A 16,931-nucleotide genomic window follows, 5' to 3' on the forward strand; every position below is an offset into this window, starting at 1 on the left:
GACTAGCGCCCACATCCTTGCGAAAGCTTCGCGACGAATAACCGTGCGACTTTTGATTGAAGCTCAATAAGCACACTCGCCGCATCATCTATTGACTCTTCTCCGCATACGGATGCCATCCGCGCGCAAAGCGCCTCACCTGCCTTTTCGGGTGAAAAGACTTCGCCGGTCGCCGCCCGGCCTGCCTGTAACACCGCCTCAAACAATGCGTGCGCCTTTTGCAGCATTGCCGTTTCTTCCTGCGCCAGTTCGCCGGCTTGCGCAAACCAGTTAATAGCCTTACCCACGGGCCGGGGCGCGCGTCCAAGCGAGAACGCCGTTACAAGCGAAAGATGCTGACAAAGAAATGCAATATCGATAAGGCCGCCGCTAATGTTTTTGATATCCCACGGGCCGGATCCCGGTTTTGCAGTCGCCAGTCGTTCCCGCATTTCCATGACTGCTTGCGCAACTTCCTGACGGCGCCTTTTCCTCGTCAAAATGGATTCGATCTCGTCTTCAATCGCTATGGCCAGACCATTACGCGGACCGATCACTCGTGATTTTACAAGCGCCATCACCTCCCAGATCCAAGCGTCTTCTTCGTAGTAACGCCGAAAAGCGGGAAGCCCAACCGCTGCTGGACCTGCTTTGCCGGAGGGACGCAGTTGCATATCAACTTCATATAGCGCGCCCTCTTCCGTGGCGGCTGATAGCGCCGTCACCACACGCCGCACGAGGCGGGTGTAGTATTCAACGGCGCCGAGCGAGCGTTCGCCATCGGACATCGCATCAGACGGCGCATCATATACGAACATCAAGTCAACATCAGAAGTCGCCGTCATTTCCCCAGAACCGAGACGACCGAGCGCAATAACAACAAAATCGCCGTTTATTCGGCCATGCATTTTCTCCATCTCGACGGCCGCAGCATTGGCAAGAGCTGAGATCGCGGCATTTGCGATGGCGGTGTAGTGGGCGGAGGCTTCAGCGTGAGCGATCAAGCCAATAGCCAAGCGTGACGTTACAGGAAACTTTTGCTCACCCGCCCATCGTCTTGCAGCGTTTAACGATGCTTCATAGCTGACGGCTTTTGCAATTATTTCGTCGCATTCTTTCGCATACTCATTCACATCGCGTAACGGCGCAGACCAATTCTGATCAAGAAGACTTTCTACAAGGTTCAATTGTTTTGAAAACTCACGGCCAAGATAGGGAGAAATCGTCATTATCCGGATAAGCGTGTCGAAAACTTCTATGTTGTTAAGCAGCAGCGAAAATACCTGCACGCCGGACGGCAGACCCGAAAGAAATTTTTCAAACGCAAAGAACGCTTCGTCAGGCTCATTCGCTTTGGCAAGCGCCGTTAGTAAAGGCGGCACCAGTTTCGTGAGCAAAACGCGCGCACGTTCCGTACGGGTTGCGCGCATTGCTCCTGTGTGCCAGCGCCGAATGGCGGCGCTGACATCTTGCGGCCTATTGAATCCCATACCTGAAAGGGTATCCAGTGTCGCCGGATGACCTTCTACTCCTGTAAACACAAGCGGCCCGGGCTGAGATTCTTCAGCTTCGCTCATTTCAAATAGCGTGTCATAATTTTGCGCCACACTGTCAAATGCCTTCAGGAGGTTCCGGCGAAAATCGCCCACACTATCAGCGCCAGAAAAACTGGCGACGCGTTGAATATCCCCTTCAGTGACTGGCAGGCGGTGAGTTTGTTCATCATTGATCATTTGCAGCCTATGCTCCACATGCCGCAAATGTTGATAAGCAGATGATAATATTGCCCAGGCATCATCGCTGATGTGTTCTGCGGTTTTCAACGCCGCCAGGGCCTTTAAAGTTTGCCGCTGACGCAACCCTTCGTCTTTACCTCCCAAGATGAGCTGCTGGGTCTGCGCATAAAACTCAATCTCTCGAATGCCGCCACGGCCAAGTTTAATATCATGCCCTTCGAAGGCTATTTCACCGCCCCCCTTGGCGGAATGCATTTGCCGTTTGACTGCATGCACATCTTCGATAGCCGCATAATCGAGATACTTTCTCCACACAAACGGGCGCAGTGTAGCCAGAAACGCATGCCCCATTTCCTTATCGCCGGCGCATGGGCGCGCTTTTATATAGGCCATACGCTCCCAATTCTGTCCGTATGCTTCGTAGTAAGTTTCCGCAGCACGGACTGATACGGCAGGCGCTGTAAATCCAGGATCAGGCCTCAGCCGCAAGTCGGTACGGAATACATAACCATCGCCAGTCTGCATTTGCAGAAGATTGACAAGGTCTCGCGTCACGGCAACCGCGTGCTTTTGCGCCTCCAACCGATCAGTGATTTGCATCCGTTCTGGATCGAAAAGCACGATCAAGTCTATATCACTTGAGTAATTGAGTTCGCAGGCGCCATGCTTGCCCATGGCGAGCACAGCTATTCCCGTTTCTGATTCTAGTGGTGATCGTTTGACGGCTGACGCTAGCGCCCCCTCAACAACCGCATCAGCAAACACCGACAACGCCTCCGCCGCTTCCATGACACTCATGGCGCCCGCAATATCGCCAAGGGCGATCGACAACGCAGCTGAGTCTTTGGCGTTTCGCAGAACCCGCATCTGGATATCCGCGTCGTCTTGTTGAGCGGCGGATCGGGCCAGTGTTGTTGCGTTCTCAACTGCACGCGACAAGGGCTCAGCGAAAAGTTTGGGCAATGCATCCTTGCGACGCAGCATGAGACGGCGGAGATAGGGCGAACACGAAGCGACGCCGTCTAACAATTCCTGAGCAGATTTCGGCAAGGAAGTGTAGACGACGCCCAGGTCAGCACGAATGCGCTGTACCGCCTCACTATCGTAGATAGTCAGCGTGTTGGCGATGGAATCCGAAAAAGGAAAACTTGCCGTCATTATCACTGATTTGACAATGCATGCAGAAAAAAATCCACAAAAAACAAACCGCCGCACGAATCTTATTCATGCGGCGGCAAATCGTCATAATGCTAGAATAGGGTTAGCAGCCCGCAGCTTCCTTCAGCATGGAAGAAGGACGGAACCGCAAAGATTTCGACGCCTTGATCTTGATCTCTTCGCCAGTACGCGGATTGCGGCCCTTCCGTGCAGCACGTTTCGAAACCGTAAATGTGCCAAAAGTACCGATGGTATACTTACCGTCTTTCTTGGCGCGCTTCAGCCCGTTTTCGATTTCGCCGAATACGAGCTCTACTACACGCTTGGCCTCGGCGTTGCTCATATCGCCAGCCTCGGCGACGTTAGCAATAAATTCCGCTTTGCTCATTTTAAAAATCCCTCAAATGGCGCGGTCTGTCAGGCGAATGCTTTAGTCGTCAACACTGACCGCAATTTCAGACAGTGGGTGAGCTAAAAAAGAAGAACTGATTTCCAGAATAGCGCAAGCGTCATTTTCACTAAACGCCAGTGTATTACTAAGAAATATGGTGATTCGAATCAGTTCCGCCTAGTCAGCCGGAGGAAAGCTCATGACGATTCGCAGACCGCAACCATCGCCTGACTTATGTTTCAGCCCGTCACGGAGTTCAAGTTTAGCGTTGTGAGCACGCGCAATCGCCGAAACAAGAGATAACCCTAAACCGGAACCCGGGGTAGTACGGCTTTCCTCGAGACGCACGAAACGTTCGAAAATCCGCTCACGGTCTTCCGGCCTTACGCCAGGTCCGTCATCAGCTACAGAGAGCACAGCCCCGCCTGACTTTGCAGGCTCTACTTTCAGTTCAATCAGAGTCCCGCCCTCCGCATATTTAAGGGCGTTATCGAGAAAATTAGCCACTGCCTGGCTCATCAACTCCCGCGATCCTTTCACTGTCGGCGTTGGCGCAGTTATCAAACGAAAATCAAACCCTACGTCTTGAGCTGCCGGTTCGTACAATTCCGACATCTCCTCAGCGATGGCAACAAGGTCAATGGGTTTTAAAACCCCCGCGCCCTCACCTGACTGGATTCTCGCAATGGAAAGCAACGCATTAAAAGTCGCAAGAAGCTTTTCAGAATCATCAATTGTCGCCCGCAACGCCTCGTCCTTGGCGTCCGCGCCGCCATTCATAGCGTCGCTAAGACGGTTGCGTATCCGCGTTAGCGGTGAACGCAGGTCATGTGCGATGTTGTCTGATACGTCACGCATACCCGCCATCAGCCGTTCAATCTGGTCGAGCATAGAATTGAGATTTTCGCTCAAATCATCAAGCTCATCCCCAGCGCCGCTCATGGGAATGCGCTGCGAGAGATCACCGCCTCTAATTGCGCGAGAGGTTTTGTTGACGACTTCAACCCGGCGCAAAAGCGAGCGTGAAAAAATAAGCCCGATAACAACGCCGAAGGCGATAGTAACGAGCGCCGCGCGCGTAACCACACTTTGCGACCGGCTACGTAGATATTCACGGCTCGCCACGTCGCGCGCAACCACAACAAGATAGGACTGCTCAGCATCCGCCGTCGCCCGGAAACGCATCATCTTGCCGCGCGCTTCACGCTGCTGCACGCCCACTTCCCGGCCCGCGGCGTCGACGAGCGGTTTTTCAAACTTGAAGTCGAAAAAATCACCTTCCGCGGTCAGGGCTTCTGGCGGAAGCGCTGTTAAATTACCTGCAAGAACAGCGCCGGATGGTGCGCCGATCAGCATATAAATAGCGTCATCAGACCATGCTGTACGCTGCCTGATGACGCGCGTCAGCATGCCTGGGCCGCTCGTCGAAAACAGATCCGCCAGGACGCCGATTTCGCTTTCGATGACGGCGTCGGTTTGTTTTGCCGCCTCGCCAAAGGTTGCGCTATAAAAATAGGCGCCCAGCGCCGCTACTGCGCCCGCAAAGAGCACGACGTAAATGACCGTAAAACGGAAAGACGTCGTTCGCAGGATGCGGAGCAGCATCGTCCAATCAGCTTTCGTCGTCGGAGAGCTTGTACCCTGCGCCGCGGATAGTCTTCAGCAAAGGTTTGTCGAAATCTTTATCAATTTTCGCCCGCAATCGGGAAATGTGAACATCAATAACATTCGTCTGCGGATCGAAGTGATATTCCCACACATTCTCGAGCAGCATGGTTCGCGTTACAACCTGCCCCGCATGCCGCATCAAATATTCGAGCAGCCTGAATTCGCGCGGTTGTAGATCGATCTTCTGCGATGCCCGCCGCACTGTACGATTGATGACGTCGAGCTCAAGATCAGCAACTTTAAACCGTGTCGTGACTTCCGTTGGACCCGTTGTACGCCGCCTGCCTAGCGCTTCAATACGGGCAAGAAGCTCGGAGAAAGCGTAAGGTTTCACCAGATAATCGTCGCCGCCCGCTTTCAGGCCGGAAACGCGGTCATCAACCTCGCCCAGCGCGGAAAGGAAAAGCGCCGGCGTTTCATCGCCCTCGGCGCGCCGGTTCGAAAGTAGAGACAACCCGTCCATTTTCGGCAGCATGCGGTCAATGACAAAAGCATCGTACCCGCCAGATTCCGCCATGTTCAGTCCGGACTCGCCATCGAGAGCGTGGTCGACAACATGCCCCGCCTCACGCAGGCCTTTCGCAGCATAGGCCGCTGCTTCTGCATCGTCTTCGACCAATAATATTCTCATATTCACACCTTAACGTAATTTCGCGTCCGGTTCATAGCGTCCCGACCCGCTTCATAGATACAAAAGAGCGCTTGCGTGAGAGCGCAAGAAACGCAACACGCAAGCGCTGTAACACAAGTCGCTTACTCAGTATCGAGCGACAACGCACCGAACTGACGGTTGGCGCCAAACTGCATACGCAACAGAACCGCGTCTTTATCAGACCGTTTCGCATTTTGGATCTTCGAGCGGAGGTCGTTGCCTGACGCTACATCTTCGCCATCAACCTGGAGAATGACAACGCCTGGCTGCAAACCAGCTTCTTGAGCAGGGCTTCCCGGCCGCACGCCAGTCACCATCACGCCGTCCACATTGTCAGGCACCCGAAATTGCTGCCGCATGGCGTCGTTTAACTCCGAAACACGTAAACCAAGGTCGGCAGCCAGACTGTCGTCATCGTTAGACGGAACATCTTCTGCTGAAGCCGTTTGATCGTCATCACGCTGACCAAGGGTAACATCCAGATTGCGCACTTTGCCGTCGCGATGAATCTTCAAGCTAATCTTTTCACCTGGCGGAAATGAAGCGACACGCCGCGATAGTTCATTTGACGTCTCAACATCTTCGCCGGCGACGCCAAGAATAACGTCGCCATCCATCAGGCCCGCTCGTTGCGCAGGCGTGTTGTCGATTACATCGGCGACCAGAACGCCGCCGCTTTCCTTAAGACCAATCGCGGCGGCGATTTCAGTCGTGACTTCCTGCAACTGAATGCCGAGCCAACCGCGCGTCACGGATCCATTTGCAATCAGTTGCGCGACCGTGTCCTTGGCGACGCGGGCCGGAATAGCGAAGCCAATACCGACGCTGCCGCCTGTCGGCGAATAGATCGCAGTATTAACACCTACGACGCGTCCTTTGAGGTCAAAAGTTGGGCCGCCTGAGTTTCCTCGGTTGATGGGGGCGTCGATCTGAATGAAATCAAGATACTGGTTCTCACGATTTTGACCGCCAATCGCAGAAACGATACCGCTGGTGACAGTGCCGTTCAGACCATAAGGGTTGCCCACCGCAAGCACAAAATCGCCAACGCGCAGATTCACGTCGTCAGCAAATTCGACAAAAGACTGATTGCGCGGCGGCTCGACTTTTAACACCGCAAGATCCGTCAACGGATCGAGGCCGATGACCTCTGCGCTGACTTCATCACCATTCGACAACCGGACGCGAACCTCATCAGCGTCGGCGACGACATGGTTGTTGGTGACAATATGCCCGTCATTATCTATAAAAAATCCTGAGCCCTGAGCTTCCATCCGGCGCACGCCATCATCAAAGTTATCCGGCGTCCGCTCACCAGGATCACCAAAGCGGAAATTAAAAAACTGCTCAAGACCATCCGGTATGCGCGGCGTTTCAACCTCACGCTCGACCAGGATGCTGACCACCGCAGGGCTGACGCGTTCCACCAGATCCGCAAAGGACAACGTTCCGTCAGCCGACACCGGGGGCGCCATCAGCCTGGGTGCTTGGGCATTCGCCGTGTGAAAACCTAATCCCGCGATGCTTAACGCCGCGGCTGCAGCCCCCGCCGCTGTGATTGCAAATACCGAACGTTTGGGCGAACGGCGTATCTTGTACTGATTTCTCAACTTCATCTTCCTTTTTTGCCTTCACATCGAGCCGAAAAGGCTCTGTGGTGTTAGCGCCCCGCGAACTTTCCGATTTTAATGTAATTAATCACGATCAGCCTTTAGCAAAGCGCCCCTCGCGCATTAAAAATTGTTTAGTTAAATCAACCGATTCGGGACCGAATCTGAACGCCTTCCGTCAACATGCGGTGGACTGGGCATTTATCAGCTATTTCCAGCAGGCGAGCGCGTTGATCCTTATCGAGATCGCCGCTGACGCGCAATTCTTTCTCCAAAACATGGGGCGCATGGTCATCCTCGCGCTCAGCACGCTTGATACGGATTTCGACCTCTTCAACGTCCCATTTTTTTCTTCGCGCGTACATTTTAATGGTCATAGCGCCGCAAGCCGCAAGAGCCCCCTCAAGGGTGCGGGTCGGATTTGGTCCCAAGTCAGAACCGCCGTCGGCCTTGCCGGCGTCAATGATCATTGGATGGCCGTCTACTGAAAGTGCGATGGCGAATGGCTCGCCCTTAACTGACCGGGCTAAAGCACCGCCCCTGAACGCCGAAACGGCGGGCGTTTCCGTCATCGCTGCGTTCGTCTGCACATCTTCCGCCGCGTCGTTGCCGATGTACCGCGCCGCCCAAGCCGCCAAAACGCCAGCCGCATATCGCGCATCCCGCACATTCGAAAGCAAATGATCGGCGTTATCGAGACTGATGAAAGACTTTGGATGTTTCGCCGCGAGGAATATCCGCGAAGCATTCTCTATGCCTACAGTTTCATCTAAGGGAGCATGCATAACCACTAAGGGTTTCTTGAGTTTTTCAGCGCAGGTCAGAACATCCTGTTTCTCAAGATCATCCAGAAATTGTTTTTTGATGGTGAACGGCCGACCAGCGAGTTTAACCGTAGCGTATCCATTGCGTTCAATTTCGTCGCGATGCTCGGCAATTTGCAGAACCACATGATCAGCCTCCGCCGGCGCGCCGATAGTTGCTACGCCTTTGACTTCACTAATGCGCGTCGCCGCAACAATAGCGGCTGCTCCCCCTAACGAGTGGCCGATCAGGATTGACGGGGCTTCGAACTCATCTCGCAGATAATCGGCGGCGCTAACAAGGTCATCAACATTGGAAGAAAAATTGGTGTTGGCGAAATCTCCTTCAGAGGCGCCAAGCCCGGTAAAATCAAACCGCAAAACCGCGAAACCTTGCGCGCGCAGACTTCTGGCGATTTCTCTTGCAGCCTTGATATCCTTCGAACAAGAAAAACAGTGAGCGAAAAGCGCAAATGCTTTGGGCTGGCCTGACGGAAGCTCAAGCGCTGCAGCCAGCTTTTCTCCGGAGGACGTATTGAACTCGGTTTTTTTTGTTTCGCCGGACATGGTGCGCTCCTTCTGTTCTGTGTTGAGCGCTGATAGCGTTAAGCCGTCACCGCCGCAGCCGCCGCACGATCACGGATAAGACCGATCTCATCACTTTTCAGTAAAGGCGCAACCACGGTCAGCACGTGCGTAAGAAGGCGCTTCGCTGCGTCACGCTCAGCCCCCTCGGCTGCACGAATTTCAGCGACAAGATCATTTGCATAAGTTCGCGCCTGGTTGCATGCATCCTCAACAAGCGCGCGAACAGCACCTGCCTCGGCGCCAAGACGGCGCGCATTTTCCGGCGCAGCAGCGATCAACATACTGGCGCGCCGTGCATCATCAATCATTTCAGCATTAAGCGGCTTTGAAAAATCCGGCCGCGGCGGTGAAAGTCGCGCCGACCCGCGCGTTACGCGAACCGGCATCACGGCGCGCATCGTGGCAAGCGCCAGTTCGGAAAAACGCTCGTGCGCCTCGCCGGCGATGTCGCGGCACGCCTCTATTCGGTTCAAGAATACATTGTCGCCTGCCTTGGCGGCGTGGTTTGCAAGCCCGTCTGCAAAATCGGCGAAATAAGAAAGCCGCGCAAGAACAGTTTGCGCATGAAGCGGCGCAGAACCCGAACGCTCAAGCACTCTCGCCATTCCCTCGAGATCTTCAAACAGACTTTCAGGAAGCGCTGAGATCGCCTCACGAGCGGCGGCGAGCTTTTCATCTGCACTGCGCGCAAGGTGATAGTAAACGCCAAGAGCACGCCATGGCGATTCGAGCCTCCCTTTGAGAGCCAGCAACATGTATTCTCCAAGCTGCGCAGATTGCTCATGCGCCGACAGGAATAGCTGACGAAGCTGGTAGTACTGCTCTTCTGTCAATGATGGAGAATGGGAAGGCACAATCGACCGCAATGCACGGAGCATGTCGACGCCTTCCATCAAACTATGAATCTCTTCCAGGTCCTGCATGGCGGCTTCATCGCCAAGTTCGGCGATGAGGGCTTCTCGCGTCGATGTGCTTTTCGCGGCGTGCCCGCAAAGCCTGCCGAGCCCGGCTTCAGCCGCGAGAAACATAGCGCTGATCAGCTGTTTCGTTTCCCTGCCTGCAGCATAGGCGTCATCCAGCGCGGCGGCGGCGAGCGCTGTTTCCGTCATCGCCTGATCGGTCATCATTATGCGCCAGATTGGATCGAGAGAGGTCCGTGCAATTTGCGCTTTTCGTTTTTTCCCCGTCCTTATGCTGACGAAGTAGTCTTCAAACGGCGTGAAAAATGTTCTTTTCGCATCGGGCGGGCGATTTGGCGGCGCCCCGCCGCGCGCTTTTAAAGCCGCGCGCAGGTCGTTGAGAATATCGTCATGGGGCAGACCCTCGCCGCCCCCGGCGCGGTCAGCCTCGACAGCAGCAAAAAGTTTTACGGCCGCCGCGACCGGCAACTCGCCGAGAAAGGCGCTAAGGCGTTCTTTTTTTTGCGGGCTGAGGCTCATGAAACGTGTTCAGCTTGCGTCCAGTTATGATGGCGTGTGGTACGATCAACCGCCCGCCGGGTCAAACGACGAAAACCCACACGGCGCTATGCACCGGCAAAGTCTTTGCGGTTTTTAGCGCCGGCGCCGCTCCAGTTTTTGACGAACTCTTCGAGCGCCTTGTCGCCGCCTTCGGGCAGAACGATTTTCAGCTTAACATATTGATCGCCGGCGCCGCCTGATTTTTTAGGCATGCCGCGCCCCTTCAACCGGAGGACTGTTCCAGAGCTGGAGTATTTCGGCACGTTCACGGAAACATCACCGGCGATGGTCGGCGCAGTGATCTTACCGCCGAGCACGGCTTCCTTGAGGGTGATTGGGGCTTCGATATGAATATCGTCGCCTTTGCGTTCAAAAACCGCATGCGGTTTTACTTTTATTTCTACATAAACATCGCCGGCGCCGCCTGGCGCCTTTTCGCCCTGACCTTTAAGCCGCAATGTCTGACCGTCTTCAGAGCCCGCAGGCACGGAAAGATCGAGCGTGCGCCCATCCGGCATGGTGACGCGTTTCTTGGCGCCATTGACGGCGTCGAGAAAATCCACCTCAAGCCGGTAACGCACGTCCCGGCCGCGCATGTGATGGCCGCCGCCGCGTGTCCCTCGCGCGCCAAAAAGGTCGGAAAAGATATCAGAAAAGTCTTCGTAGGATGCGCCTGCGCCCGGGCCGCCAGCATGGCCCGCGCTGCCGCCGCGGCCTTCGCGTTGCGTCCACTGATGGAATGGATTCGGACGTTCACGACCATCATCGTCGATTTCGCCCCGGTCGTATTTCTTGCGACGTTCCGGATCGCCCAGAATATCGAAAGCGGCAGACACTTCCTTGAACTTGTCTTCGGACTTTTTGTCGTCCGGGTTACGGTCAGGGTGGTGTTTTTTCGCAAGCTGACGGAAGGCGGAGCGGATTTCCGCATCACTCGCCTTCGGAGAAAGCCCCAGCACAAGATAAGGGTTTCGCGCCACTTGTATCGTATCCTAATGTCCGGCTGCTGACGCCGTTAAGTTCTTGTTCATAAAAAGGCGCGCGAAATCGCGACGCCCAGGCTGCCTACAGATAGGTGATTTTCCCCCGAAATGAAGAGTTTAGGGTTAATTTTGGCGGGAGAATTTGCATCCAAACCCTTTTCGTCGGGTCCGAAAATCGGCGGATCGACGCCGCCTCCGGGCAAGACACCCCATTGAGAGGGTGTTCGCGCAAATGAACGGTGCTATTTTCACAGAAATCATAAACATGGGGGTCTTCATGAATCGACTCATCGCGTTCTTCGCTTCGTCTCTGCTTCTCGGCACGGCGCTCGTTTCCTGCGCACAACAAGAAGATACGCAAGACAACATAGCGCCCGCGGATCAAGGCGCCGAAGTAAATGCGATCGCCGATGCCTACCTCGAAGCGATTAAAACCATCGCCCCCTTCCAGATTGTGTTCTCCAGCCTTGGCGAAGACGTGCCGATCGCGAATGACGCCTTCGACCTCAACACCCCGGAGGCTGACGCTGCGTATGAAAGGACTGAAGATGAGTTGCTTGCCAGGATCGCCAAAATCGATCCGGAGACACTCGCGAACCGCGCCGACTGGGTCGCCTACCAGTCTCTGAAAGCCGCGCTTCAATCGAGCAAGCGCGCCCGCGTATGCAAGCAGTCCGGCTGGTCGCTCAACCATATGTTCGGCTGGCAAAACGCCCTTCCCATTATTGCGTCGATGCAACCCGTCGCGACAGAGGAAGAACGCGCCGCCGCCCTTGAGCGCTGGTCGAAGCTTCCCGCTTATATCGCGCAGGATGAAGTCAACTTGCGCAGAGGTCTTGCAGAAGGGTATTCCGTACCCAAACGGGTTGCCGCGCGCGTGATCGCGCAGCTTGACGCGCTGATCGAGGCGCCGGCGGCAAACCTTCCTTTCATCGCTTTCGCAGCCGACGCAGATGATCAGTTCAAGATGCAGGCGCAAAGGCTGGCGGAAGATGAAATAAAGCCGGCGCTTATTTCTTTCAGGACGTTTTTGAATAACGAATACATGCCGTCGGCGCGGGATGATCTCGCCATCACCGCCGTGCCGAACGGCGCCGAATGTTACGAAGCGTTGTTGCAAGTTTTTCACACAGCCGATATCGGCTCGAAGGCGACTCACGAAAACGGGCAGGCTGCCGTCAACGCCAACACGGCGGCAGTTATTGAACGCGGCGAAGCATTGTTTGGCACGGATGACTTCGCAGAAATTCTTGAACGAGTAAAAACGGCGCCTGGAAACCGCTTCGAAAGCGAACAGGAACTGATCGACTTCACGCGTGCGGAAGTGGCGATCACCAAGGAAAAAGCCGCGCCCTTTTTCTCTAAACTTCCCGAACAGGAGATGGGTGTTGAGCCCTATCCGGATTATCTGAAAGGCACGGGCCAGTCCTCGCGATATGAGTCGACGCCGCCATCGCAAGGAACTGCGACTTACCGCATCAACACCGACGAATGGGAAACCCAGACCCGTGGCGAGGCGCAGATTGTCGCCGTTCATGAAGGCTGGCCCGGCCATCACCTGCAGATTGCAACAGCCTATGCCGTTGAAGGTTTGCACCCTATCGTCCAGATGCTCAGTTCCTCCGGCTATGTGGAAGGCTGGGCGCGCTACGCCGAGGCGCTGGCGGAAGAAGCAGGCATGTATAATGACTATGGCCCGATTTCGCGGCGCGCGTGGCCCGCACGCGGCATGGTGCTCGACACCGGATTGCACGCCTACGGATGGTCCGAGGAAGAGGTGAAACAATTCGCCATGGCTTCCGGCCGTTTCAATGAGGAAAGCGCCGAAGTCCTGCTCGACCGCATCGCGGTCATTCCCGGGCAATTGACCGCATATGATACGGGCGGGCTCGAAATCTTTGCACTGCGTCGTGAAGCGGAAGAACGCCTCGGCGAGAAGTTTGACATCAAGGAATTCCACGACCGTATTCTGGAAAACGGCGCCGTTCCGCTGTCGGCCATGCGGGAGCATGTGGAGACGTGGATCGCAGAGAATAAATAGGCGTCATAACGTAACGCTTTCCTTCCTCTCCGCGCCCGCCCCGACCGCATCGGAAATCTGCGCCACGGCGAAGGTGATGGCGGGGTCCGTGTAAGGCCCGCCGAAGTCGGTGGTAATGTCGGCGCTGGCGTATACGTATGACGGCGTTGTTGTTTCAACCTCATGCACCAGGTTTTCGCCGTCATATATGGTGAGCGAATAGCGTTCGGATTGTTCGCCAAGGGGAACCTCGCCCTCCCATGTGTCGCCGCCTTCGCGCGTGCGGCGGATCCACGAAATCGCAATATCGCTCCCCTGCCGCCGAGCGCGCAAGTGAACCGGCGACAGCGGCTCAAGTCCGCGCGCGTTTATGGCAAGGCTTTGCGCGGTGAAATTCTCCGTATCGGGTAGGTCCTGCTCGGGCCCCGCCTGCCAGTCAAAGGCAAGACCGCGCTGTGCAAGATTAAACTCGACCTGCGTTACTGACGGCGTCAACAGAACAAAGCGGGCGCCGATGCCCGCCCCGGCCAGCGCTTCCGCCTCGCTGCCCGCCTGCCCGCGCAACAGGCCCGAAAGTTCCCACGCGCCGGAGGGCTTCAACACTGCATCGCGGAACTGGCAGACTTCCCATGCGCCGCTGTCGCTTTGCACGGCGAAGGCATTGGCGCCGGCAAACACATCCTCTTGCGCCTTCGACGACAGTGCGCCGAATAGGAGCCGCACTTCGACGCTGCGTTCTATAAACCGCCCGGCCCCGGCTGGCGGCAAGGCGGTTTCGAGACGCCCCATCACCGCCCGGGCGGGCGCGAGTCCCGCAAGGCTCGGCGCTGCTTCGCCGCTCGACCGGTAAAGCGCGACGCCGCCGGGCCAAGGGTCGGCAAAGGCCGCCAGCCACGGCGCGCCCGCATCATTGGCGCCTGACAGCAACGGCAAATCCATCAGCGCCCACACTGGCGCGGCATAAACATTCACGTCAGCAGGCGGCGTGAATATCGACGGTCCCGATGGCGCGTCATAAACAGACGGAGAAACGCGAACGAGCGAACAGTCACGCGCGTTTGCGTCATCGATCTCAAGAATGCGGTAACGGCGCTCAGACCCTAGATCATTCAGGATGATCGCGTCGCCCGGTTCTATGGCAAGCGCAGAAGGCGGCAACGAGAACTCAAGACTCTCACGCATCACCCAGGCGTCTGCGAGGATCGAACGCGCGCGTGCTTCGGCTTCCGCCGCCGGGATCACCGCCGCGATGTCGGTTCCGGCCTCGCGATTCGGTCTGGCGCCCGGGTCGCGCGCTTCTGCGACGGCGGGCGCAAACTCCTCCTGCTCGTCGAAAAACCCGAGCCGGAACGCGGCAGGCAGGTCCGCCTCCTGCGCCAGCGATAAGGAAAAAGCGCTGTCTCTGCGATCAGCGAGGCCGCTCGCGTCAATCGTCAGCACTCGTTCGCCATGGCGCAGCTGGAAACGGATTACGTCGCCTGTCTCCACCATATCGAACTGAAAAACATCCGCCAGCGGATCGATCATCTCCCGCGCGGACATGGGCCGGTCGACCACATAGCCGGTGAGGACCCCTTCAAGGCCGGTTGCCTCAACATTTTCAAACGATACTTCGGCGGCGAGCGCCGTCACAAGCAGGTCTAGCGGCGCGCGGCCGAGCCGGCCGTTCAGCCAGTGGCCTTTTTCCCAGTTCGCCGTATCGCCCCAGACATCCGAACGCGCCGGAAAATCCGGGAACGGGCGCGCATCGACTGCGTAGACATACTGCCGTGAGGTATCAATCATAGGTCCGCCGTAGACGGATGATATGGGGTTGTTCGACGCCTCGCGCCAAAAACTCGCCTGTGCTTCAATGTAACGCCGTTGCGCGAGATCGTCTCGATATCCAGTGGAGAAATGCGGTAAGGCGCTCTCATCGCTTTTGGCGTCCACGAACACATTCGGCTGGTTGGCCGCCTTGTCCACCGCCGGCGCGCCCGTCTCGGTAAAGTAAATGGGCTTGCTTTCTGGAACCCAGGATGTGGGTGACGCGTCACGCACGCCGCCGGGGCGGTTATGATGCGCGTTCGACCACCAGCTCCAGAAATCCTTGTACCGATAAATCCACGGCTCGCCAAAGGCGCCGTCAGTGATGGGCGTGCGGGTCTGGCTGTCGCGATCTTCAAGGCTTGCGTAATACCAGTCGTAGCCCTCGCCGCCCTGAACATTCGATTTCAAATATTCGGGATCGTACTGGCTTATGGCGCCCGCCGCCGCATCGAGATGCGAAAACCCGTCGCGCCAGTCGGCGAGCGGCATGTAGTTATCGACGCCGATAAAATCGACCTCGCTGTCCATCCACAAATCATCAAGATGAAAGAACACGTCGCCGGAACCGTCCGCCGGCTGGTGACCGAAATATTCCGACCAGTCGGCGGCGTAGGAGATTTTCGTTGCAGAGCCAAGAATGCTGCGCACCTCCGCCGCCAGCGAAATCAACTGCGCCACGGCGGGGTAGTTGTCATTATCATCGCGCGTGGTAGTGATCCCGCGCAATTCCGAAGCCAGCAAAAAGGCATCGACGCCGCCAGCAAGCGCACACAGTTTCGCATAATGCAAAATCATCCGCCGGAACGACCATTCCGCCGGGCCTGAATAAATCACTTCCCCGTTTGCAATGGAAAAGTCTGACGCCGCCGCCGTTCCAAAAAAACCGGCGATGCCGCTTGTTGCCGCCGCGGTCTTGTCATTGGCGCCGGCGTCAATCCGCCCGCGCCAGGGGTAACCGCTCGTATCCATCAGAATGAACGGATGGAACATGACCTTCAGCCCGCGTGCGTTCATAGCCTGAATGGCCTCGATGACGCTGCGGTCGGCGGGCGTGCCGCCATAGGCCGCGGCGCCGTTCACTGTGGAAACAAGATGCGCGCTCGTACGCGTTACGCCGGCCGCTTTCCATTCATAGGGCGCCGTTTCTTTCTCGTCCGCTTCAACGCCCGGGCGTAAAGCGCAGGCGCCAGCGTTTAAAGAGTCGCCGAACCATGCAGCCACAAGCGAGACATACTGAAGATTGGGCGCCGCCGCCTCTAGCGCATCGAGCGACGCGACGAAGTCCGTCACGCCCTGATTGTTGTGGATGTTCTCGCTGGAGGTAATTCCCTCATCGATGATGCGGTTGACGCCGGTGGTTCCGTAGACGAATTCGCCGGAACCGGGGATCATGGTGACAGCGGTGAGGTTGTTTTCGAGCGCGCCCGAATCTGTTTTTTTGAGGCCCTTTTCGATCTCGAATGACAGTTGCGGAATGCGATTGCCGAAGTCTTTGAGGGTTAAATCCTCAAACACGATATAAGCAAGCCCGCGAAAGGCCGGGGCCGCGCCCACGCCCTCCGTCGCCTCGATCAGCGCATCAGGGTTTTGCGTTTCCGTTCCGCGATAGATGCGCACATTATGTTTTGAAAGATCGAACGGCTTGCCGTCGGCCCAGACCCGCCCGATGCGGTCGATCTCGCCCTCGCAAAGCCCCACGGCGAAAGAGATAGAATAAAGATACTCCGTATAAGTTGTTTGCGCGGCGGGGCGCGCGCCCTTGCCGCCGGAGGATTCCGTCGTCTGCGACGTGGCCTCTTTAAAGTTTGCCGCCCAGATGAGCTGACCGGATAGACGCGCGCGGCCGTAAACGCGCAATATGGGCGCGCCTTCCTGCGACGCCTGCACAGAGAAACTTTCAAGACGGGGGCCTTCGGCTTTTCGTTTGCGCGGCCCGAAAATCAGGCGGTCGGCGTAACCGGCGGCGTAGGATGCGGCGGTCGTCGCAACCGTGCGCGCGAGAAACGCGCCAATGCCGCCCTTGGCGACGGCGGATCCGACACCTTGCGCGGCGGTGAGGATGAGTTGCGCCATT

Annotated in this window: 10 protein-coding genes; 1 reads left to right on the forward strand and 9 read right to left on the reverse strand. The window is 56.6% G+C overall.

The features are described from left to right. Positions 1-2 precede the first annotated feature (2 nt). The 8 genes from PUV54_RS02885 to PUV54_RS02920 all read right to left on the reverse strand — a co-directional run bounded on the left by PUV54_RS02885 (position 3) and on the right by PUV54_RS02920 (position 11,025). Positions 3-2,873 carry a bifunctional [glutamine synthetase] adenylyltransferase/[glutamine synthetase]-adenylyl-L-tyrosine phosphorylase gene (locus PUV54_RS02885; RefSeq protein ID WP_274494027.1) on the reverse strand — a complete coding sequence of 957 codons (2,871 nt, stop codon included), beginning with the start codon at positions 2,871-2,873 and terminating at the stop codon, positions 3-5. A 103-nt stretch (positions 2,874-2,976) separates the two neighbouring features. Continuing rightward, positions 2,977-3,261, reverse strand: a complete 285-nt coding sequence (locus tag PUV54_RS02890) for an HU family DNA-binding protein (RefSeq protein WP_274494029.1) — start codon at positions 3,259-3,261, stop codon at positions 2,977-2,979. 180 nt (positions 3,262-3,441) lie between these two features. Beyond that, complete coding sequence (locus tag PUV54_RS02895; protein ID WP_274494030.1) at positions 3,442-4,869, reverse strand: sensor histidine kinase; 1,428 nt, start codon at positions 4,867-4,869, stop codon at positions 3,442-3,444. A 7-nt stretch (positions 4,870-4,876) separates the two neighbouring features. Then, positions 4,877-5,563, reverse strand: coding sequence for a response regulator transcription factor (locus PUV54_RS02900; protein ID WP_274494031.1), 687 nt, complete (start codon positions 5,561-5,563; stop codon positions 4,877-4,879). A 122-nt stretch (positions 5,564-5,685) separates the two neighbouring features. Continuing rightward, entirely contained in the window at positions 5,686-7,200 is a 1,515-nt protein-coding gene (locus PUV54_RS02905; protein ID WP_274494032.1) for a Do family serine endopeptidase, read from the reverse strand. Between the two features lie 137 nt (positions 7,201-7,337). Beyond that, positions 7,338-8,564: a bifunctional alpha/beta hydrolase/OsmC family protein gene (locus PUV54_RS02910; protein WP_274494033.1), complete on the reverse strand. Its 1,227-nt coding sequence runs from the start codon at positions 8,562-8,564 to the stop codon at positions 7,338-7,340. A 38-nt stretch (positions 8,565-8,602) separates the two neighbouring features. Next, positions 8,603-10,024, reverse strand: coding sequence for a hypothetical protein (locus PUV54_RS02915; RefSeq protein ID WP_274494035.1), 1,422 nt, complete (start codon positions 10,022-10,024; stop codon positions 8,603-8,605). 86 nt (positions 10,025-10,110) lie between these two features. After that, complete coding sequence (locus PUV54_RS02920) at positions 10,111-11,025, reverse strand: J domain-containing protein (RefSeq protein WP_274494036.1); 915 nt, start codon at positions 11,023-11,025, stop codon at positions 10,111-10,113. A 280-nt stretch (positions 11,026-11,305) separates the two neighbouring features. Here PUV54_RS02920 and PUV54_RS02925 point away from each other — a divergent pair, with 280 nt between their 5' ends. After that, the gene (locus PUV54_RS02925; RefSeq protein ID WP_274494037.1) at positions 11,306-13,069 is read left to right on the forward strand and encodes a DUF885 domain-containing protein; all 1,764 of its coding nucleotides are present in this window, start codon (positions 11,306-11,308) and stop codon (positions 13,067-13,069) included. 3 nt (positions 13,070-13,072) lie between these two features. Here PUV54_RS02925 and PUV54_RS02930 read toward each other — a convergent pair whose 3' ends face one another. Next, positions 13,073-16,930: a baseplate multidomain protein megatron gene (locus PUV54_RS02930; RefSeq protein WP_274494039.1), complete on the reverse strand. Its 3,858-nt coding sequence runs from the start codon at positions 16,928-16,930 to the stop codon at positions 13,073-13,075. Position 16,931 lies beyond the last annotated feature (1 nt).

The sequence above is a fragment of the Hyphococcus flavus genome (assembly GCF_028748065.1).
Taxonomy (GTDB): domain Bacteria; phylum Pseudomonadota; class Alphaproteobacteria; order Caulobacterales; family Parvularculaceae; genus Hyphococcus; species Hyphococcus flavus.

Coding starts and splice junctions, on each gene's coding strand:
- PUV54_RS02885 (WP_274494027.1), bottom strand. CDS start 2,873: ATGACGGCAAGTTTTCCTTTTTCGGATTCCATCGCCAACACGCTGACT.
- PUV54_RS02890 (WP_274494029.1), bottom strand. CDS start 3,261: ATGAGCAAAGCGGAATTTATTGCTAACGTCGCCGAGGCTGGCGATATG.
- PUV54_RS02895 (WP_274494030.1), bottom strand. CDS start 4,869: ATGCTGCTCCGCATCCTGCGAACGACGTCTTTCCGTTTTACGGTCATT.
- PUV54_RS02900 (WP_274494031.1), bottom strand. CDS start 5,563: ATGAGAATATTATTGGTCGAAGACGATGCAGAAGCAGCGGCCTATGCT.
- PUV54_RS02905 (WP_274494032.1), bottom strand. CDS start 7,200: ATGAAGTTGAGAAATCAGTACAAGATACGCCGTTCGCCCAAACGTTCG.
- PUV54_RS02910 (WP_274494033.1), bottom strand. CDS start 8,564: ATGTCCGGCGAAACAAAAAAAACCGAGTTCAATACGTCCTCCGGAGAA.
- PUV54_RS02915 (WP_274494035.1), bottom strand. CDS start 10,024: ATGAGCCTCAGCCCGCAAAAAAAAGAACGCCTTAGCGCCTTTCTCGGC.
- PUV54_RS02925 (WP_274494037.1), top strand. CDS start 11,306: ATGAATCGACTCATCGCGTTCTTCGCTTCGTCTCTGCTTCTCGGCACG.
- PUV54_RS02930 (WP_274494039.1), bottom strand. CDS start 16,930: ATGGCGCAACTCATCCTCACCGCCGCGCAAGGTGTCGGATCCGCCGTC.